Genomic DNA, 19,280 nt, shown 5'->3' with positions numbered 1-19,280 from the left:
GCCATCAGCCTTCTTCACTAAATCACCAGCTTTCTAGACGCGCTTCAGCTCGAGAAAAAAAGCCGTTAAAAACTTCCGCACATTCATCCGGCATTCCGTCTCAGCTTGGCCGCGTTCGAGCTCTTTCATCCGTCGACGGATGTCACCGAAATCAAACAGCCTAGGTGCGAAATGCTCAAACGTCGGGTTCGTGTAGTCGGTCAGGCCGAGGGAAGCGAGATGGGTGAACGCCTGCAAGACGAGCCGACGGATGCGCTGTTCCATCGCCCGCGCTTCCTTGGCCGTTTCAGTCGGGGACAGGCCGTATTCCCGCTGGACGAGTCCTGCATACAGTTCTTTCAGCGGCGGCAGTTCGCGGACGGGAAGGCCTTTTGCTTCTTGCTCGGCCAACCAGCGCACCACGAGAAGCACATCCGCGCTGCCCGCCTCGCCGGCGACGCCAAGAAGAAGCAGAAGCTGTTGCGCCTGTTGCTCAATGGCGGACGGTTTGGAGACGGCGGCATCGGCCGTTTGCGTCTCAAGCCCTTTGAGCACCTGGCGGATCGACTCGAGCGAGCGGACGGCGGACATGTGATCGGCGACGCGTTTCAGCACGGACAGCACTTCATAGCGGTTGATCGGTTTTTGAATGTACGTGTCAATGCCATGCAAATAGGCTTGGCCGATCATTTCTTTGTTTTCAACTTGAGAAATCATGATAAAGGTTCCGGCAAATCCTTCTTCCCGCAACGCCTTGATCGTCTGAATGCCATCACGCCCCGGCATTAACAAGTCAATGAGCACCACATCCACGTGAAGCAAGTCGGCCGCGCGAACGTGCAGTCCATCTTCGGCACAGCCGACCACCTCGCCAAGTTCGGATTCATCAATTAACTTTTCCAACATCTTCCTTACGGCGGGATCGTCTTCGATGAGAAAAAAGCGAAGCCCCATGTCCTTTGTTCTCTCCTTTCTTTGGAAGTTCCAGAATGGGTGCCATTGCCCTACATCACGGCATTTTCTTGCTGGTCAGCCTCGTGATCGGACATTTCGGCTGTGATCGGCGTGCTTTGCAGGAGGTGGGCTGTCGGCACGGCAAGACGAAACACCGTCTGCCCCGGCTCGCTTTTGACGAGCTGTAGATGCCCCCCAAGTGTTTGGGCGATATCGCGTGCATGGGTAAGACCGATGCCTGTTGACGGATTGCCTTGGCGGTCGTATTTTGTTGTGAATCCGGGCTGAAAAATCCAAGTGATGTCATCAGCCGCAATGCCGGGGCCGGTATCCTCCACTTCGATGATTAACTCGTTTCCGCGAAGACGTGCATGCAAAGTGACGGCGCCCGTTTTCTCAATCGCCTCGACGGCATTCGATACCAAGTTGTTCAACACGGAAAGAAGCGGATACAGTTGGTCGGTCATGAGATCGATATGGCCGTTGTACAAAAATGTGATCGTTTTTCCGGATAAGTTGGCGTATTTTTCATTGGCGCGAATGACCATGGCGCACAGTTCGGCAATCGAAATGCGCCCGCGCACCGATTGGCGGCCGATAAGCTTAGAAAGGCCGGCGAAAATGCGTTGCATATCTTTTTTCGTCTCGTGAATATGTTCGGCAAGCTCCAGGGCGACGCGCGGTTCAACGTGTTTTCTTTCGATCAGCCGCGAGTAAAGGTCATAGCTTTGGCGCGTCATGTCTTCCATGAGAGCCATTGATTTTTGCAAGTAAAACATTTCTTCGTATAATCCGCTGCTCACCATAATGAGACGCTCGAGTTCTTGCTTTCTCGCTTCAGCGAGCGAGCGGACATGCTTCGTCACCCACATATTGTAAACGCCAATCACGCAGAAACTGCGCAAAATGGCGAATAACCATAAGACGATGACTGTTTGGCCGCTGAAGGCAAACGGCTCCCCCATCCAATACCGGATCCCTAGTTCACAGGCGTTAGCAAAAAAGTCGAGCGCCGCTCCAACCACTCCAGCTCGAATCGGTGCGGCCATTCGATGGCGAAAACGAACGGCAGCCGCCATCGCTGAAAAGCTGATATAATACCCGGCTGCCGGAATGTGGGTCAGCACACTTTCTGAAGCGGACATTTCGCCCGTCAATGAGTCAAGAAAGACGCGAAACCCAACGACCACCGCTCCGGTGCTTGCGCCGATGACAAGCGGGGGCAGGGAAGTAAAAGCGACAAGCCCGAGAAAAAAGACGGCGCTGCCGAGTGAGACGCGAAACGGGCTGTCAAACGGATTCATTTTCATTTCGCCCAGAAACGCAGCAGCAGAAAGCAAAAGCAAAAGAAGCCAAAGCGGTTCTTTTTTCGTTTGGAACAGTGGACGTCACCGCCTTTGTGAAAGTCATGGCCTAATCTATAATTCTATTATATAACAGGGAAGCGAAAACAACGGATCTTTTTTAACGAAAAGAGATGGCAAGAAAAAACCGTATGCCCCGGCTGAAGAAGGGGATACGGTTCCATCATCGCTGACGGTATTCCAACCGGCGAGATAATAACGACAGCGAATAGTTGACGATAAAGTACATGAACGCCACAAGAATGAAGATCGGGATGACAAAATTGACGTTGCGGCCGTTAATGATTTGCGCATGGTTCATCAATTCCGGCAAGGAAATGACAATGGCCAGCGACGTATCTTTCAATAAGGAAATAAACTGGCTGACGATCGGCGGCACCATGCGCCGCAATGCTTGCGGCAAAATGATGTACCATAGCGTCTGCCCATACGTAAGCCCTGATGAGCGAGCCGCTTCGATTTGCCCTTTATCGATCGACTGCAGGCCGCTGCGGACGATTTCTGACAACATGGCCGATTCAAAAATGACCAAGGCCGAAATGGCGGCGTATAGTTTATCAAGCTTTAATCCGACTTCCGGAAGGGCGAAATACGTAAAGAAAATGATTAATAACAGCGGCAAATTCCGGATCGTTTCGACCAGCACGGCCAGCAATTGGGAAAGCACCGGGATTTTCGTATAGCGAATGACTCCGATGATAATGCCAAAGACAAAACTCAAGACAATCGAAATGAACGCCACTTCCAATGTGACGAGAAACCCTTGAAGCAAAAACTTCAAATGGGCGGGCGCGTAAGCACCGGCAAAATCCATCATTTGGCCTCCTTTCCTACCGCGCCTTGAGCAGCCGGCGCTCTAAGTAGCCGACGCCAAGGCTGAGCGGGATCGTTAAGACGAGGTAAAACAAGGCGACGAAAATATAAACGTCAAAGGTGACGAACGTTTTCGAGGAAATCAAGTCGCCGTAATACATTAAATCCAATCCGGCGATGACGCCAAGCACCGAAGAGTTTTTCACCAAGTTGATGAACTGGTTGCCAAGCGGCGGAATGACGATTTTCACCGCCTGCGGCAAGATGACGTAACGCATCGCCTGTAAGTAGGTCAACCCGGAGGAACGGGCCGCTTCCATTTGTCCTTTCGGAACGGCTTGAATGCCCGAGCGGATCGCTTCGGCGATAAAAGCAGCGGTATACACCATCAGTCCGAGCGTTCCGGCGGTAAACGAGTCAAACCGGATGCCGACGGCGGGCAAGCCCATAAAAAAAACAAAGACGATCAACACAAGCGGGATGTTGCGGATAAATTCCACGTACGCCGTTCCGATCCAATTGAGCGGGCGAATCGGCGCGATGCGGAAAATGGCGATGATAGTCCCCAGGGCCAAGCTGCCGATCAGCGCCAGCACGCTGGCCTTGATCGTATGGCCAAACCCTTGCATGTACAAATCCCAATGTTCAACTAAAATAGAATAGCGCAACAAGGCTAAACGCCTCCTTTCCTCGCTGACTCATGGCCTGTCCTTTGGGCAAACAGGTGGGCGGATATTGTTCCGCCCACCGTTTCGCCTGTTATTGTTGCGGCTTTTTGCCGATCCATTTTTCGTAGATCTTATCGTATTCGCCGTTTTCTTTAATTTCTTTCAAGTATTCGTTGATGACTTGCAGCAGTTCTTTGTCTCCTTTGCGGACGGCGATGCCGTACGGTTCTTCGGTGAACGTTTCATCAAGGACGCGATAGTTCGGATCTTGTTTGGCCATCCCCCAAAGCAGCGCGTTGTCGGTCGTAAGCGCATCGCCTTGGCCGGCTTTCAATGCGGTAAACGCTTCCGCGTAGTTTTCAAATTCAAGCACGTTGACTTGCGGCGCGACTTTGCGGATGTTTTCCGCCGATGTCGATCCTTTCGCTGTCAGAACGGTCATGCCTTTTTTCAAGTCTTTCACGCTGTTGATCGGGCTGTCTTTTTTGACGAGCAGCGATTGCCCGGCCATAAAGTACACATCCGAGAAATCCACTTCTTTTTTCCGTTCCTCGGTGATCGTCATGGTGGCGATAATGGCGTCAATTTCCCCGTTGTTCAGCATCGGGATGCGCGTTTTTGACGTCACTTCTTTCAATTCAATTTTGTTTTCATCGCCGAGAATTTTTTTCGCCAACCCTTTGGCAATATCAATGTCAAATCCTTCGACTTTTCCGGTTTCCGGGTTTTTCAACCCGAATAAGTTCAAATCATATTTGACGCCAACGATGAGTTTGCCGCGTTGTTTAATTTTTTCAAGCGTATTGGTCGCTTTGGCGGTTTCTGACGATGTTCCGCCTTCTCCTTTGTCCGTTGTGCTGCAGCCCGTTAAAGCAACAGCGCTCAATAAGGCCGTCAAGGCGACGGCGATCCACCATTTCCATGCTTTCTTTCTCATGAACAAAACCCCCTTTGATTGACCGGAATTAATGGTTTAAAATGCGGCTTAAAAAGACGCGCGCCCGTTCTTCTTTCGGGGCCGCGAAAAACTCCTCAGGCGGCGCTTCCTCTAAAATGCGCCCTTGATCCATAAAGACGATGCGATCGGCCACCTCGCGGGCAAACCCCATCTCGTGGGTGACGACAACCATCGTCATCCCTTCTTTCGCCAGCTGCTTCATGACATCGAGCACTTCGCCGATCGTTTCCGGGTCAAGTGCTGATGTCGGCTCGTCAAACAGCATGATTTTCGGTTTCATCGCCAATCCGCGGGCGATGGCGACGCGCTGCTGCTGGCCGCCGGACAGCGCGGACGGATAGGCGTTCGCTTTGTCCGGAATGCCGACTTTCTCCAAGTAATACATGGCGATCTCGTTCGCTTCTTTTTCAGACATGCCGAGCACTTTGCGCGGCGCCAACGTGATGTTTTGCAAGACGGTCATGTGCGGGTATAAGTTGAAATGTTGAAACACCATGCCGATATTGCGCCGCAGTTCGTTAATGTTGATGTGTTTGTCGTTCACTTTGATGCCGTCTACGATCAATTCGCCGCTTGAGATCGTCTCGAGCCGGTTGATGCAGCGCACGAGCGTACTTTTGCCCGAACCGGATGGCCCGATAATGACGACGACTTCCCCTTGGTTGATCGTCAAGTTAATGTCTTTCAACACATGAAAATCGCCGTAGTATTTGTTGACTTGGTGGAAATAAATCAATAGCCCCCCTCCTTTGTGACAAATTTGTGAATGTTTTTCGAATTGATTGTAAATGCGCATCTACGAAAATCTACGGAAATCTACAAAAATTTTGTGAATCGATTGAAAAAGACGATGATGGACGCAAAGAAGGGGAAGTCATTTTTTGAATAGTAAGGCAAATCTCTTTGCAAATCAGCGATCGAGGATTATAATGAGGACATGAAGAATTTGGCATTGATTGCCGTCAAAAGGAGAGGGGAGCGAAGGTGAAGTATCGAAAACTCGGCCGCACGGGGCTGAAAGTCAGTGAGATTAGTTTAGGCAGCTGGCTTACATATGGAAATTCGGTGGAAAAAGAAACCGCGATCCGCGTCATTGACAAGGCGTACGAACTTGGCATCAACTCGTTTGACACAGCGAACGTCTACGCGCGCGGGGAAGCGGAAAAAATCGTCGGCGAGGCGCTGCGCAAATATCCGCGCGAATCGTATGTCATCGCGACGAAAGTGTTTTGGCCGATGGGCGACGGCCCGAACGACCGCGGCCTGTCGCGCAAGCATGTGTTTGAGCAGCTCCATGCGAGCTTAAAGCGGCTGCAACTGGATTATGTCGATATCTACTACTGCCACCGCTATGACAAAGAAACGCCGGTCGATGAGACGTTGCGTACGATCGATGATCTCGTCCGCCAAGGAAAAGTGCTGTATGTCGGCGTGAGCGAATGGACGGCCCAGCAAATTCAAGAGGCGCTCGGCGTGGCCGACCGCTACTTGCTCGATCGGATCGTCGTCAATCAGCCGCAATACAACATGTTTCACCGTTATATTGAAAAGGAAGTCATCCCGGTGTGCGAACAAAACGGCATCAGTCAAATCGTCTTTTCGCCGCTCGCCCAAGGGGTGCTGACCGGCAAATACAAACGAGGTCAAGCGTTGCCGGCTGACAGCCGCGCCGCTGATCCAAGAGCGAATACGTTTATCCAAGGATTGCTCAATGACGAAGTGTTAACGAAAGTGGAACAACTCGAAAAAATCGCGGCTGAGCTTGGCATTACGTTGTCCCAGCTTGCCCTCGCTTGGGTGCTGCGCCAGCCGAACGTCGCCAGCGCCTTAATCGGCGCCAGCCGCCCGGAACAAGTCGAAGAGAACGTCAAAGCGGTCGATGTCGTGCTCAGCGAAGATGTGCTCGAGAAAATTGAGGGGATTTTGGCGTAAAAGAGGTGAGGGTGTCCCAAAAGGATCGGGACACCCTTTCTTATTTACTTTTACCGCATATAAGGTATAAAACAAATCATTAAGAAACAATATGTTGTGTTTTGTTTAAGGAAAATTACCCTTTTGGGTCAGCCCCATTTTTTGTCATTGGTACGTGTTTCCCTAGAAGGCTGGTGAAAATCAGCCATTTTTCCTAAATCAACGGTTCTCGAGTGAAGAGAAAGATAGCCTTTTATGGAGCTTTCTAATTTGAGAAATCCCATTGTTGAGCCGTATTTCCTGTTCAATCACCATCCTTCTACAGCATTTCCAAGGAAGGAACAGAAGGATTTTTTCACGCCAACGGCGAACGGTACGGAAAGAGGGAAGAACGAAAGGGGAATGGGGAATGGCGAGTGATTGCAGTGCTTTGCCAACCGTCGTTTGTCGCCAAACGTTGCAAGAAGTCATGCAACGGATGGCGGCTCGTGGGCTTGAGTCGGTGAACGTGATCGATGAGCATGGCCGGACGGTGGGGCGGTGCACGTGGCGGATGATGCTGCGGGCGGCGGCGGATGGGCTCGATCGTTCCATGCCGATAGGGGAAGTATTGATGGCATTTTCCGACAAGTGGGAAACGAAACAGGAAGGCGTCTGCGCTGCAATGCCAATGTCCGAAAGCGATTCCAAAGCAACGAATGAGCTCGAGCGACTGCGGCGTGAGTTGGAGGAAACGCACCGTCTGGCTGAGACGATGAAAACGGTGCTGGATGCGGCGTACGAAGGGGTGGTTGTCGTCGATGAGGGCGGCGTGGTTCGTGAAATCAACCGGGCGTATTGCCAGTTTCTCGGCATTCGCCGGGAAGAAGCGATCGGAAAACATGTGACGGAAGTGATCGAAAACACCCGTCTGCACATTTGTGTTCAATCGGGCATTCCAGAAAGAGGATATATTCAAAAAATTTACGGCCAGCCGATGGTTGTGCACCGCATCCCGATTTGGCGGGACGGCAAGGTGATCGGGGCGATCGGGATGCTTATTTTCCAAGGGGTATCGGAAGTATATGAAATTTTCCGGCGCCTGCAGGAGCTGTCGCGTGAGGCAAGCCGGAAGGAGAAGAAAGAAGCGAAACCACAGGAGACGGCCGCCTCCGCCCCGAAAGGAATCGAGCGGATCATTGGCCGCCACCCGTCGATCGCCGCTGTGAAGCAGATGATTCGTCGGGCGGCGCGCGTGCCGTCGACGGTGCTCATTACCGGTGAAAGCGGAACGGGGAAAGAGGTGGTGGCGCGGGCGATCCATGAAGCTGGGCCGCATGCGGACGGACCGTTTGTCAGCGTGAATTGCGCCGCCATCCCTGAGTCGTTGTTGGAAGCGGAACTGTTCGGCTATGAAGATGGGGCGTTCACCGGTGCGAAAAAAGGGGGCAAGCCCGGCAAGTTTCAACTCGCCCATGGAGGGACGCTGTTTTTGGATGAAATCGGCGATATGCCGCTTGCCATGCAGGCGAAAATTTTGCGCGTCTTGGAAGAAAAGAAAGTGGAAAAAGTCGGCGGACTATACGAAACAAAGGTGGACGTGCGCATTATTGCCGCGACGAACAAGCCGCTCGAGGAGATGGTGCGGAATGGAACCTTTCGCGAAGATTTGTTTTATCGGTTGAATATCATTCGCATTCATCTTCCGCCATTGCGCGAGCGGAAAACGGATATTCCCGCGCTGTTGGCTTACCATATGGATCGGATGTGCCGGCAGTTTGGCGTCGCGTTGAAGTCGTTTACCAAAGAGGCCATGGAAGTGCTTGTCCACTATTCATGGCCGGGGAACGTCCGCGAGCTGGTCAACGTCGTCGAATGGCTGATCAGCATGGTCGAAGGGGAAAAAGTAGAACGCGAACACTTGCCGTCTTACTTGTCGACCGTTCAACCGGCAGCCTCGTCTTTGCCAAACGGTGGTGTGAAGATGGCTGATCGGTGGAAAGAAATGGTCTATCAATCGGAACGTGAGCGCATCGCTGCGGCGCTGGTGGCGGCGGGCGGAAACAAGGCGGAAGCGGCAAGGAGGCTCGGCATTCACCGCTCGACGTTATATGAGAAGCTGAAAAAATACGGATTGTAGGCAACGGCGGTAAAGCCGTTGTTTTTTGTTGCTCTGTTGGATAAGTGTCTGGTATTGTAGGAGAAATGTCTGCTTACTGTCGGTGAACGCGTTTTTGTTTCGAAACAGCCCCCTTATCATGGCGTCTTTTGTATGTTGGCACGGAATTTGCTTCATAAGGAAATGAAACCGTTGTCAAAAAAGGAGGGGAAACGATGTACGAATTGTTGGTGCCCAGCCGGGTTGTGTATGGGCGCAATACGTTCGCCGAAGTCGGCCCACAGGCAAAAGCGCTCGGGACGAAAGCGCTGATCGTCAGCGACCCGGTGATGGAGAAAATCGGCCTTGTCGCCCGTTGCGAGCAATACTTGCAACAGGTGGGGATGACGTTTGCCAAGTACACAGGGGTTGACACGGAGCCGACGGATGTCCATGTGAAGGAAGCGCTTGACGTCTGCCGGAGCGAGCAGTGCGATGTCATTATCGCTCTTGGCGGCGGCAGCAGCATCGACGCCGCCAAAGCGGTGGCGGTGATGATCACGAACGAAGGAACGATCAGCGACTATGTCGGCAATCAGAAACGGTTTACCGAAAAACCGCTGCCGCTCATCGCTATTCCGACAACGGCCGGCACCGGTTCCGAAGTGACGAAAGTGACGGTCATTATTGATACGAAGACAGACGTCAAAATGATGATTTCCCAGCCGGCGCTGCTTCCGGCCGTGGCGATCGTCGACCCGTTGCTCACGGTTTCATGCCCGCCGTCCGTTACAGCGGCGACCGGGGTTGATGCGCTGTGCCATGCGATTGAGGCGTATATTTCCCGACGCGCCCATCCGGTGACCGATGTGTTAGCTCTATCCGCCATTGAGGCGATCATCGGCCATTTGCGCCGGGCGTACGAAAACGGTCAAGACATCGAAGCGCGGGAGAAAATGGCGATCGCGGCCATGAAGGCCGGCATGGCCTTTTCCAACGCCTCGGTGACGCTCGTGCACGGCATGTCGCGGCCGATCGGAGCGCTTTTCCACGTGCCGCACGGCGTATCGAACGCGATGTTGCTGCCGGGGGTGCTTGAGTTTACAAAAGACAGCGCCATCGAACGATTGGCGGTGATCGCCCGAATCATCAAGCCGCCGCTCAAAGACGTTTCCGATACGGAAGCGGCTGAGGCGCTCGTTGAGGAAGTGAAACAGCTTTGCCGCGATTTGCACATCCCGAATATGAAAACGTGGGGCATTGACAAAACAGCGTTTGACAAGGTGGTGGACAAAATGGCGGCTGACGCGCTTGCGAGCGGCAGCCCCGCCAACAACCCGAAAGTGCCGACGCATGAGGAAATTGTGGCATTGTACCATTATTGTTACGACTATCAGTACGACACCAAAACCGTAAGTTCGTAAATGAGTCCGGCGGCTGGGATGGCGATTGCAGGACGCATGACAGCGACCAGCAGCAAACAGACAGCAAAGAACGCCGCTTTTTGGAAGCGTTCAGCCCGCCGGCCGTTTCCGCGAAAGGAAGCGCTCGCCGATCATCCATAGCTCTTGTGTACGTTCATGAACCAATCTTTTGAAAGATCGACTAGAAAGGTGGTTTCATTCATGAGCTCTGTAACCGAAACAAAAACATTGAAAAACTTTATTGGCGGCCAATGGGTCGCTTCGACATCCGGAAAAGAAGAAATCGTGCCGAACCCGGCAACGGGGGAAGTATTGGCGAAAGTGCCGCTTTCCTCGCGCGAGGAGCTGGATGCGGCGGTGGCGGCCGCGAAAGAAGCGTTCCGCGAATGGCGCAAAGTCCCGGTTCCGCGTCGCGCCCGCATTTTGTTCCGCTACCAGCAGCTGTTGGTCGAACATTGGGACGAACTCGCTAGACTTGTGACGCTAGAAAATGGCAAAGTCTATGAGGACGCCTACGGTGAAGTGCAGCGCGGCATTGAATGCGTGGAGTTTGCGGCCGGGATTCCGACGCTCATGATGGGCCAACAGCTGCCGGATATCGCGACCGATATCGAATCGGGGATGTACCGCTACCCGCTCGGTGTCGTCGCCGGGATTACGCCGTTTAACTTCCCGATGATGGTGCCGTGCTGGATGTTCCCGCTCGCGATCGCCTGCGGCAACACGTTTGTGTTGAAGCCGTCTGAGCGGACGCCCATGCTGGCCAACCGCTTGGCTGAACTGTTCACCGAAGCCGGACTGCCGCCGGGGGTGCTCAATATCGTTCATGGGGCGCACGAGGTCGTGAACGGCATTTTAGAACATAAAGATATTAAAGCCGTTTCGTTCGTCGGCTCGCAGCCGGTCGCCGAGTATGTATACAAAACAGCCGCCGCCCACGGCAAGCGGGTGCAGGCGCTCGCCGGTGCGAAAAACCATTCGATTGTCATGCCGGACGCCGACCTCGATATGGCGGTGACGAACATCATTAACGCCGCGTTCGGTTCGGCGGGCGAGCGGTGCATGGCGTGCTCGGTCGTCGTTGCAGTCGGCGATATCGCCGATGAGTTGGTCGAACGGCTCAAAGAAGCCGCCGACCGCATCCAAATTGGCAATGGGCTCGACAAAGGCGTCTTTTTAGGCCCGGTCATCCGCGAGTCGCATAAAGAGCGGACGATCAAATACATCGAAATCGGCGAAAAAGAGGGGGCGCTCCTTGTCCGCGACGGACGCCGCGACTCGGCGACAAGCGGAAAAGGGTATTTCATCGGTCCAACGATTTTTGACCATGTCAAACCAGGCATGGCGATTTGGACGGATGAAATTTTCGCCCCGGTCTTGTCGGTCGTCCGCGCCCGCGATCTGGACGAAGCGATTGAGATCGCCAACCGATCGGAATTTGCCAACGGCGCCTGCATCTACACCGATAGCGCCAAAGCGATCCGCCAGTTCCGCGAAGAAATCGACGCCGGCATGCTTGGCGTCAACGTCGCCGTCCCGGCGCCCATGGCGTTTTTCCCGTTCTCGGGCTACAAAAACTCGTTTTACGGCGACCTCCATGCCAACGGCCGCGACGGCGTCGAATTTTACACGAGAAAGAAAATGGTGACGGCGAGATATTAGTAAAATAGGCTGTAAGAGGGTGTCCCAAAAGGATCGGGACACCCTTTCTTATTACCGTATATAGACAATATGTTGTGTTTTGTTAAGGAAAATTACCCTTTTGGGTCAGTCCCCTTTTTATCACCTCGAACCGAGAAGGCCTCAACTTCCAAGCATGAGCGTAAGTGGGGGATGAACCGGCGTCTTCCACCAACGATCTTCCCCTTGCACCAAAAGAACAAAGGAAGGGCTTCGATTGCGATCTTTTTGAGGAAGCTCAACGGTGGGATGCACAGGGATGGCTTAGCTGACAGCTTACCGTATGTTAGGGTGTTCCCGAGAATCCCCTACTTCTCTACGTGAGCGCGGGTGGGGAGTGTTCAATTGAGTCGGTTTCATTTCTATCGTGTTGAGCGTGTAGTAAAAAATTTGGAAATGCTATTCGTTCCGTGACAGCATCCAAAAGGCGCGAAGTGTGATAGAATAAAATAAAAAAGGGTGTGAGTTCAATGGCCATGGACTACTTTCAGGTGAACTTGCCGAAAGAGTTTTTGCCCGCCATTAATGAATTGGAAGGCAACACAGTTGAGGCAAAAATAAAGCTTTCATTGGCGATTGGTTTGTTTGTTGGAAAACAGGTGACGCTGGCGAAAGCGGCTGAATTGGCAGGAAAATCCTTAGGGGAATTTATCGATGTATTGCGTTCGAAGGCGATTCCTTGGATGGAATATACGGAGGAACACATCAAAGATGATTGGGACACGGTGCAAAAATTGAGCAAAGAAAATAGGGATCACAATGAGTAGGGTTACGGTTAATTCTACACCGATTATAGGTCTGTCGATCGTTGGTCAATTGACTCTTTTGTCTGAACTATTTGATGAAGTATATGTTCCGGAAGCTGTCTATCAAGAAATTGTTCATAACCATGCCCCACGCCATTATGGAAAAGAGGAGCTCAAACGATTGGTCAGCGAGGGGGTGTTTAGGCTATACCATGTAAAAAATCGCAGCCTTGTTGAAAGTTTATATGGAAAATTCCATGCCGGGGAGTTAGAAGTTATTATTGGAGCGAAAGAACTTGGTGCTCAAGTCGTTGTGATTGATGAGCATGCTGCCAGATCATTGTCGAAACAATTCCTTTTACGGCCTATCGGTACAATCGGAGTTTTGATTCTGGGAAAGAAAAACAGGAAAATAGCGGAAGTCAAGCCGCTGTTAGACACTTTGCTTGAAAATGGATTTTATCTCTCCCAACGTCTCTATCGAGAGGCGTTGTCGTTGGCAGAAGAAACGCCGTAACCCCGCCCGCCGCGCTCGGCTTTTCCTTTTTAAAACCTGTCAACAACCCCCTTGACAAAATCGCGTTTACTTATCATTGAAGGGCCGGTTGTAAGCGTTTTAAGATAAAGGTACAGTCAAGCCAAAAAGGAGGAACAGCTTTATGACGCATACAACCGGAAACGAAACAGGCTTCCGTGTGAAGATTCAGCGGTTTGGCGGTTATTTGAGCGGCATGATTATGCCGAATATCGGGGCGTTTATCGCCTGGGGGCTGATTACCGCCCTGTTTATCCCGACCGGCTGGCTGCCGAACGAGACGTTTGCGAAGCTCGTCGGTCCGATGATTACGTATTTGCTGCCGCTGTTGATTGGCTATACGGGCGGCAAAATGGTGTACGACGTCCGCGGCGGTGTCGTCGGGGCGACGGCGACGATGGGCGTGGTCGTCGGTTCGGAAATCCCGATGTTTTTAGGCGCGATGATCATGGGGCCGCTTGGCGGTTATGTGATCAAAAAGGTAGACGGGCTCTTCCAAGGAAAAGTGAAACAAGGGTTTGAGATGCTCGTCAACAACTTTTCGGCCGGGATCGTCGGCGGCGTGTTGACGCTGCTCGCCTTTAAAGGAGTCGGCCCGGTCATTTCTGTGATCAGTAAAACGTTAGCGGCAGGAGTGGAAAAAATCATTGATTGGCACTTGTTGCCGCTGGCGAACTTGTTCATCGAGCCGGGGAAAGTGCTGTTCTTGAACAATGCGATCAACCATGGAATTTTAAGCCCGCTTGGCGTCGAACAAGCGGCGAAAACCGGAAAATCGATTTTGTTCTTGCTGGAAACGAACCCTGGTCCAGGGTTGGGGATTTTGCTGGCGTATTGGCTGTTTGGCAAGGGGATGGCGAAACAATCGGCGCCGGGGGCAGTCATTATCCACTTCCTTGGCGGGATTCATGAAATTTACTTCCCGTACATTCTCATGCGACCGATTTTGATTTTGGCAGCCATGGCGGGCGGCGTGAGCGGCGTGTTCACGTTTACGGTGCTCCATGCCGGGCTGGTGGCGGTGCCGTCGCCGGGAAGCATTTTCGCCTTGCTGGCGATGACGCCGAAAGGGAATTATTTCGGCGTGCTAGCCGGCGTGTTCGTCGCTGCAGCGGTGTCGTTCCTCGTCGCTTCGATTTTCTTAAAAGCGGCGAAACAATCCGAAGAGGAAGAAGAGTTGACGAAAGCAACGGAAAAAATGGAACAGCTGAAAGGAAAAAAGAGCCAAGTGGCTGCCGCATTGCAACAGAAAGAAGCCGCTTCGGCAGCTGTGGCCCAAGCGGTTCCTGGCCGCGTGAAGAAAATTGTGTTCGCGTGTGATGCGGGAATGGGCTCGAGCGCGATGGGAGCATCGATTTTGCGCAACAAAGTACAAAAGGCCGGGCTCGATATCGAAGTGACGAATACAGCGATCAACCAGCTTCCGGCCGACGCCGACATCGTCGTCACCCATCAAAACTTGACCGACCGGGCGAAGGCGAAGTTGCCCAATGCGTACCATGTATCGGTCGAAAACTTCTTAAACAGCCCGAAATACGATGAATTGATCGAGCAATTGAAAAAGAACGCGTAAATCGGCATGAGACGCAGGGGAAATGGCGTTCCCCCCTGCGTTTTGCTTTGTGATTTCCCGTTTACCTCGACGGCTAGGGGCACTTTCCTCCGCTCCCATCCGCATAGATGTGCCCGACCGCGGTGAACTTCGTCAAACGACGAAAGAGAAAAGTACATGCAAAATTAAAATCTGTCAACAATAACAATGACGAAAACGAAACATCTATTCATTGTCAAATCAAGAAAAAAGCCCTTAAAATAAGAATGGAAGAGGCAAAGATTTATTTCAAAAATGTCAACAATGCTGTTCCGTGATGGGAGGTGAACGGCGATGTACGTATCGGCACGGGAGCGGAAGTTGCTTGAACGGTTGTTGGCGGACGATAGGGACATAACAGTCGGCGAATTGGCGGAGGAACTGAATGTCAGCGCCCGCACGGTTCATCGTGATTTGCAAGGTTTGGAATCGGTCTTCCGCCGCTATGGGCTTAAGCTCGCGAAAAGAGCAGGAGTCGGCATCCGCCTCGTCGGGGAAGAGGAAAAGAAGCAGGCGCTGGCCGCAGAGCTGTTTCGCCTTTCTCATCATGAATACACCCCCGAAGAGCGGCAGCTCATGATTTTAATTGCGCTGTTGGAAGCCAACGAGCCAGTGAAACTCGTCACATTGGCCCATGACTTGAACGTCACGGTCGCCACTGTCAGCTTGGATTTGGACAAATTGGAACAAACGGTAGAAGCGTACGGGCTTTCGCTCATTCGCAAGCGCGGATACGGGGTGGAGCTTGCCGGTTCGGAATCAGCGAAACGGCGCTTGATGAGCGACTTGTTGTTCCGCCATGTTGATGAACACGAATTTTTGGCATTGATGAAAGAGACGATCCAAAAACGGACGGACGCTCCGCTTGACACCGTGGCGGAGAAGCTGCTCGGGCTTGTGGACAGAAAAAAGCTCGCTGTCATTGAGCAGCAAATCGAGCAAGTGAAAGAAAAGCTTCCGTTTACGATGGCCGACAGCTCGTACATCGCCTTCGTCGTCCATTTGGCGCTCGCCATCGAGCGCATCAAGCGGGGAGAAGCGATCCACTTCGATCCGCGTGATTTGCAGGCGCTTCAGGCGACGAAAGAGTATGAAATCGCGGAGGTGCTTGCCGAATCGTTGAAAAGAGCGTTTGGCATTGACATTCCAAATGAAGAAATCGGCTATATGACGATGCACTTGATGGGAGCGAAATGGCGCAGCCGCCAAGGAATGGTGATGGAGGAGCCGAGTTTGGCCGTCGGCATGAAGGCGCAACAACTCATCCGCTTTGTCAGTGATAAGATCGGCGTTGATTTATCCGCCGACCGTACGTTATACGAAGACCTTGTCGTCCATTTAAAGCCGGCTCTGTATCGCCTCGAACACGGAATGGGGGTCGCCAATCCGCTGCTTGATCCAATCAAACAAGACTATGCGGAGCTGTTCGCTATTGTCGCAGATGGGGCGCGGCAGCTGTTTGGCGGCATTCCGATCCCGGATGAGGAGATTGGCTATTTGGTGCTCCATTTTGCGGCCGCGCTCATGCGGGAGAAAAAAGGCTGGCGGGTGTTAGTCATTTGTTCGAGCGGGCTTGGGACGGCGAAAATTTTAGCGACGAGGCTGAAAAAAGAGATTCCGGACATTGTTTCGCTGGAACAAGCTTCCGCGTTTGAATGGAAAGGAAAAGATGTCAGCGCGTACGATCTCGTCATCTCGACCGTGCCGCTTCCTGAGGAGTATGGGCCGCATATCGTCGTCAGCCCGATGCTGACCGAGGAGGAAGCGCGGAAGATTCGCGAGTGTTTAGAGCGAAAATCGGCCGCTGAAAAGCGGATGAGGAAAGAGTCAACCGCACGGCGAAACAGGCCAGCCATCGACACGATGAAGGCGGTTCGGCGCATCAGCGAGACGATCGTCCACATTTTGGACGGTTTTTCCCTCGAGGTGGTCAAGAGGCGCTCTGTTCATGAAATATTGACGGACGCGTGCCGCCGCCTCGAACGAAGTGGCGTCATTGTCGATGCCGATGTCGTCATCGAGGAGCTGCGGCGCCGCGAGTCGCTTGGCGGGCTTGGCGTCCCTGGCACGACGCTGGCGCTTTACCACGCTCGAAGCTTCGCTGTCCTTCGTCCGTCTCTGACGATGTACCGACTTGATTCGCCGCAAACGGTGGCGGGGATGGACGGGGAGCCGATGGAGATCAACACGGTCGTGTTGCTTCTCGGTCCTGCTGATGCGGATGAAGAGGTGCTTTCAGTATTAAGCCATGTGAGCACGTTGCTCGTAAAGAACGAGCAAAGCGCGGCCACGTTGGCTTATGGCGGCGAAGACGAAGTGTATTCGCTTATTAGCGGCCATTTGGAACAATTTTTCGATGATTATTGGATATCGATGAAGGAGTGACACGGATGTTGACCCATTCGATTTTAAACAAAGAAAACATTGTGCTCAATGCGCAACCAAAAACGAAAGAAGAGGCGATCCGCCTCGCCGGCGAGGTGTTGGTCAAGCAAGGATATGTCGCCCCGGCATATGTTGATGCGATGCTTGAACGGGAAGAACTGACATCAACGTATATCGGCAACAACGTCGCCATTCCGCACGGAACGGAAGCGGCAAAAGCGCTCGTGAAACAGTCCGGCATTTCGATCGTGCAAGTTCCGGACGGCGTCGATTTTGGAGGCGGCAACATGGCCACGATCGTCATCGGCATTGCCGGCAAAGACGGGAAACATTTGGATATTCTTTCGAAACTCGCACTCGTCTGCGCCGAAGCAGACAATGTGGCCGCCATGGCGAACGCCAAAACGGCCGAGGAAATTCTTGCGCTGCTCCATGAGGTGAACGGCTGATGAGGGCCGTCCACTTTGGCGCCGGCAACATCGGCCGCGGCTTTATCGGCAGCCTGCTGGCGGCGTCGGGATATGACGTCGTGTTCGTTGATGTCAATGAACAAATCGTCCGTTTGCTGAAAGAGCGGGGGGAGTATCGCGTCATTGTTGCCGGCGAGCGGCGCGAAGAACAATGGGTGCGCGGCGTTTCGGCCCTGAACAGCCAAACGGAGCGGGAAGCGGTCATCGAGGCGATCGCAGACGCTGATTTGGTGACGACCGCGGTCGGCCCGCACATTTTGCCGGCTATTGCGCCAGTCATCGCCGCTGGGCTTGAGCGGCGCTTCACGGTTCATCAGAAGCCGCTTCACGTCATTGCCTGTGAAAACATGATCGGCGGCACGGAAACGCTGAAAATGCACGTCTTTGCCCATCTTTCCACGGCTGGGCAGCAGCTGGCAGATGAAAACGTTGGTTTTCTCAACTGCGCGGTCGACCGCATCGTGCCGAATCAGACGAATGACGATCCACTCGCTGTCACGGTGGAACCGTTTTTCGAATGGACGATTGAAACGCGAAACGTCATCGGCACTGTTCCGCCGATTCAAGGGGCTCATTTTGTCGCTGACTTAGAGCCGTATATCGAGCGCAAATTGTTTACGGTCAATACCGGCCATGCGTTGGCCGCTTACTTAGGGTATCTGCGAAACTACAAAACCGTCCAGGAAGCGATGAACGATGAAGGTATTCGATTGAATGTCGAGCAAGCGCTCAGTGAGTCGGGAGCCGTCTTATTGAAAAAGCACGGATGGCATGAGGAAGAGCACCGTTCCTATATCAAAACGACGATCGGGCGTTTCACCAACCCGTCCCTTTCCGACGATATCGTCCGTGTCGCCCGTTCGCCGATCCGCAAGCTCGGGCCGAACGACCGGCTCATCGCTCCGGCGACGCAATACTGCACACTATTTGGCAGCGTTCCTGCTGGTCTCGCCAAAGGAATTGCCGCGCTGTTGCGCTTTGATGATGCGAGCGATGCAGAAGCCGCCGCTCTGCAACAAACGATCGCACACCACGGAATCGAAGGAGCGCTTCGGCAATACGCGGGGCTTGAGAGTGCGCACCCGCTTGTGGCCGCGGTGAGGGAAGAGTACGGGAGAATGGAGAAAAACAAAAGCTGACCGCCTTTCAAATGTCGTCGACCTCCAATCGTGCAAAAACCCCGGGGGATCGACGACAATATTTTTTTGCGTCAAAATCCTACAACCAACACGGCTCAACAGTATTGACAGAATTTTTGAAACGTGATATTCTGAAAACAGCCAAAAGGGGAAAAGCTTGATTTTATGCGAATGGTTTGGGTTTTTATCGTACCTATGAGGGATTGAAACCCTGCAAGTCCGATTCCATCGGAAGATGAATGAATGTTTTTATCGTACCTATGAGGGATTGAAACATGCATCCAGTTCCTCATAACCCTCACATGCAATCAGTTTTTATCGTACCTATGAGGGATTGAAACGCTCTCGCTCAAACAACGGGTCTTTGCGCCAGTTGGTTTTTATCGTACCTATGAGGGATTGAAACTCTCAAAGCTCACTGTTTTTGGAGATTTGCCACGAAGTTTTTATCGTACCTATGAGGGATTGAAACTCTTGATTGGTCCATACATGCTCAAACCGCTCTCGCGAGTTTTTATCGTACCTATGAGGGATTGAAACATCTGTTCAACAGTTAAATCACGTGGTACAGGAATACGTTTTTATC

At 52.6% G+C, this 19,280-nt stretch carries 16 protein-coding genes and 1 CRISPR repeat array (1 of these 17 only partly in view); of the genes, 10 read left to right on the top strand and 6 right to left on the bottom strand.

Annotated elements, in window-relative coordinates; translation table 11 throughout:
• Positions 1–33 precede the first annotated feature (33 nt).
• The 6 genes from GT3570_RS09320 to GT3570_RS09295 form a co-directional block, all read right to left on the bottom strand.
• On the bottom strand, positions 34–933 hold the full coding sequence (locus tag GT3570_RS09320) for a response regulator (protein ID WP_062898678.1): 900 nt from the start codon (positions 931–933) through the stop codon (positions 34–36).
• Positions 934–983: 50 nt separating this feature from the next.
• The gene (locus GT3570_RS09315; protein WP_068895666.1) at positions 984–2,237 is read right to left on the bottom strand and encodes a sensor histidine kinase; all 1,254 of its coding nucleotides are present in this window, start codon (positions 2,235–2,237) and stop codon (positions 984–986) included.
• A gap of 223 nt (positions 2,238–2,460) precedes the next feature.
• On the bottom strand, positions 2,461–3,111 hold the full coding sequence (locus tag GT3570_RS09310; protein WP_023633758.1) for an amino acid ABC transporter permease: 651 nt from the start codon (positions 3,109–3,111) through the stop codon (positions 2,461–2,463).
• Positions 3,112–3,127: 16 nt separating this feature from the next.
• Positions 3,128–3,781, bottom strand: coding sequence for an amino acid ABC transporter permease (locus GT3570_RS09305; protein WP_014196037.1), 654 nt, complete (start codon positions 3,779–3,781; stop codon positions 3,128–3,130).
• Positions 3,782–3,869: 88 nt separating this feature from the next.
• Positions 3,870–4,715 (bottom strand): glutamate ABC transporter substrate-binding protein, encoded by an 846-nt coding sequence (locus tag GT3570_RS09300; RefSeq protein WP_011231463.1) that lies wholly within the window; start codon positions 4,713–4,715, stop codon positions 3,870–3,872.
• A gap of 28 nt (positions 4,716–4,743) precedes the next feature.
• Positions 4,744–5,472, bottom strand: coding sequence for an amino acid ABC transporter ATP-binding protein (locus GT3570_RS09295; protein WP_013145090.1), 729 nt, complete (start codon positions 5,470–5,472; stop codon positions 4,744–4,746).
• A 248-nt stretch (positions 5,473–5,720) separates the two neighbouring features.
• On the opposite strand from GT3570_RS09295, the gene GT3570_RS09290 reads away from it, so the two are divergent.
• The 10 genes from GT3570_RS09290 (at position 5,721) to GT3570_RS09240 (ending at position 18,694) form a co-directional block, all read left to right on the top strand.
• Positions 5,721–6,668: an aldo/keto reductase family protein gene (locus tag GT3570_RS09290; RefSeq protein ID WP_013523972.1), complete on the top strand. Its 948-nt coding sequence runs from the start codon at positions 5,721–5,723 to the stop codon at positions 6,666–6,668.
• Between the two features lie 388 nt (positions 6,669–7,056).
• Positions 7,057–8,766 (top strand): sigma 54-interacting transcriptional regulator, encoded by a 1,710-nt coding sequence (locus GT3570_RS09285; protein ID WP_062898677.1) that lies wholly within the window; start codon positions 7,057–7,059, stop codon positions 8,764–8,766.
• 194 nt (positions 8,767–8,960) lie between these two features.
• A complete protein-coding gene (locus GT3570_RS09280; protein WP_023633756.1) occupies positions 8,961–10,148 on the top strand; it encodes an iron-containing alcohol dehydrogenase in 1,188 nt (395 codons plus the stop codon).
• Positions 10,149–10,349: 201 nt separating this feature from the next.
• Complete coding sequence (locus tag GT3570_RS09275) at positions 10,350–11,810, top strand: CoA-acylating methylmalonate-semialdehyde dehydrogenase (RefSeq protein WP_062898676.1); 1,461 nt, start codon at positions 10,350–10,352, stop codon at positions 11,808–11,810.
• 509 nt (positions 11,811–12,319) lie between these two features.
• A complete protein-coding gene (locus GT3570_RS09270) occupies positions 12,320–12,595 on the top strand; it encodes a UPF0175 family protein (RefSeq protein WP_223813678.1) in 276 nt (91 codons plus the stop codon).
• A complete protein-coding gene (locus tag GT3570_RS09265) occupies positions 12,588–13,091 on the top strand; it encodes a PIN domain-containing protein (RefSeq protein ID WP_021322439.1) in 504 nt (167 codons plus the stop codon). The genes GT3570_RS09270 and GT3570_RS09265 overlap by 8 nt, the downstream gene beginning before the upstream one ends.
• Before the next feature lie 142 nt (positions 13,092–13,233).
• A complete protein-coding gene (locus GT3570_RS09260; protein ID WP_020279058.1) occupies positions 13,234–14,682 on the top strand; it encodes a PTS mannitol transporter subunit IIBC in 1,449 nt (482 codons plus the stop codon).
• A 312-nt stretch (positions 14,683–14,994) separates the two neighbouring features.
• Positions 14,995–17,085 (top strand): BglG family transcription antiterminator, encoded by a 2,091-nt coding sequence (locus tag GT3570_RS09250; RefSeq protein WP_062898675.1) that lies wholly within the window; start codon positions 14,995–14,997, stop codon positions 17,083–17,085.
• Positions 17,086–17,090: 5 nt separating this feature from the next.
• Positions 17,091–17,534 carry a PTS mannitol transporter subunit IIA gene (locus GT3570_RS09245; RefSeq protein WP_020279061.1) on the top strand — a complete coding sequence of 148 codons (444 nt, stop codon included), beginning with the start codon at positions 17,091–17,093 and terminating at the stop codon, positions 17,532–17,534.
• Entirely contained in the window at positions 17,534–18,694 is a 1,161-nt protein-coding gene (locus GT3570_RS09240) for a mannitol-1-phosphate 5-dehydrogenase (protein ID WP_014196024.1), read from the top strand. Before GT3570_RS09245 ends, GT3570_RS09240 begins: the two co-directional genes overlap by 1 nt.
• A gap of 180 nt (positions 18,695–18,874) precedes the next feature.
• Positions 18,875–19,280: direct repeats of the CRISPR family, unit length 30 nt; unit sequence GTTTTTATCGTACCTATGAGGGATTGAAAC; it runs 21 nt beyond the window's last position.

This window comes from Geobacillus thermoleovorans, assembly GCF_001610955.1.
GTDB lineage: Bacteria > Bacillota > Bacilli > Bacillales > Anoxybacillaceae > Geobacillus > Geobacillus thermoleovorans.
The sequence above is the reverse complement of the archived record's forward strand: the minus strand, read 5'-3'. Positions and strand labels throughout refer to the sequence as shown.

Excerpts from the sequence above, each read along its gene's own strand:
- GT3570_RS09320 (WP_062898678.1), bottom strand. The coding sequence starts at position 933 with ATGGGGCTTCGCTTTTTTCTCATCGAAGACGATCCCGCCGTAAGGAAG.
- GT3570_RS09315 (WP_068895666.1), bottom strand. The coding sequence starts at position 2,237 with ATGAATCCGTTTGACAGCCCGTTTCGCGTCTCACTCGGCAGCGCCGTC.
- GT3570_RS09310 (WP_023633758.1), bottom strand. The coding sequence starts at position 3,111 with ATGGATTTTGCCGGTGCTTACGCGCCCGCCCATTTGAAGTTTTTGCTT.
- GT3570_RS09300 (WP_011231463.1), bottom strand. The coding sequence starts at position 4,715 with ATGAGAAAGAAAGCATGGAAATGGTGGATCGCCGTCGCCTTGACGGCC.
- GT3570_RS09285 (WP_062898677.1), top strand. The coding sequence starts at position 7,057 with ATGGCGAGTGATTGCAGTGCTTTGCCAACCGTCGTTTGTCGCCAAACG.
- GT3570_RS09280 (WP_023633756.1), top strand. The coding sequence starts at position 8,961 with ATGTACGAATTGTTGGTGCCCAGCCGGGTTGTGTATGGGCGCAATACG.
- GT3570_RS09275 (WP_062898676.1), top strand. The coding sequence starts at position 10,350 with ATGAGCTCTGTAACCGAAACAAAAACATTGAAAAACTTTATTGGCGGC.
- GT3570_RS09265 (WP_021322439.1), top strand. The coding sequence starts at position 12,588 with ATGAGTAGGGTTACGGTTAATTCTACACCGATTATAGGTCTGTCGATC.
- GT3570_RS09260 (WP_020279058.1), top strand. The coding sequence starts at position 13,234 with ATGACGCATACAACCGGAAACGAAACAGGCTTCCGTGTGAAGATTCAG.
- GT3570_RS09250 (WP_062898675.1), top strand. The coding sequence starts at position 14,995 with ATGTACGTATCGGCACGGGAGCGGAAGTTGCTTGAACGGTTGTTGGCG.
- GT3570_RS09245 (WP_020279061.1), top strand. The coding sequence starts at position 17,091 with ATGTTGACCCATTCGATTTTAAACAAAGAAAACATTGTGCTCAATGCG.
- GT3570_RS09240 (WP_014196024.1), top strand. The coding sequence starts at position 17,534 with ATGAGGGCCGTCCACTTTGGCGCCGGCAACATCGGCCGCGGCTTTATC.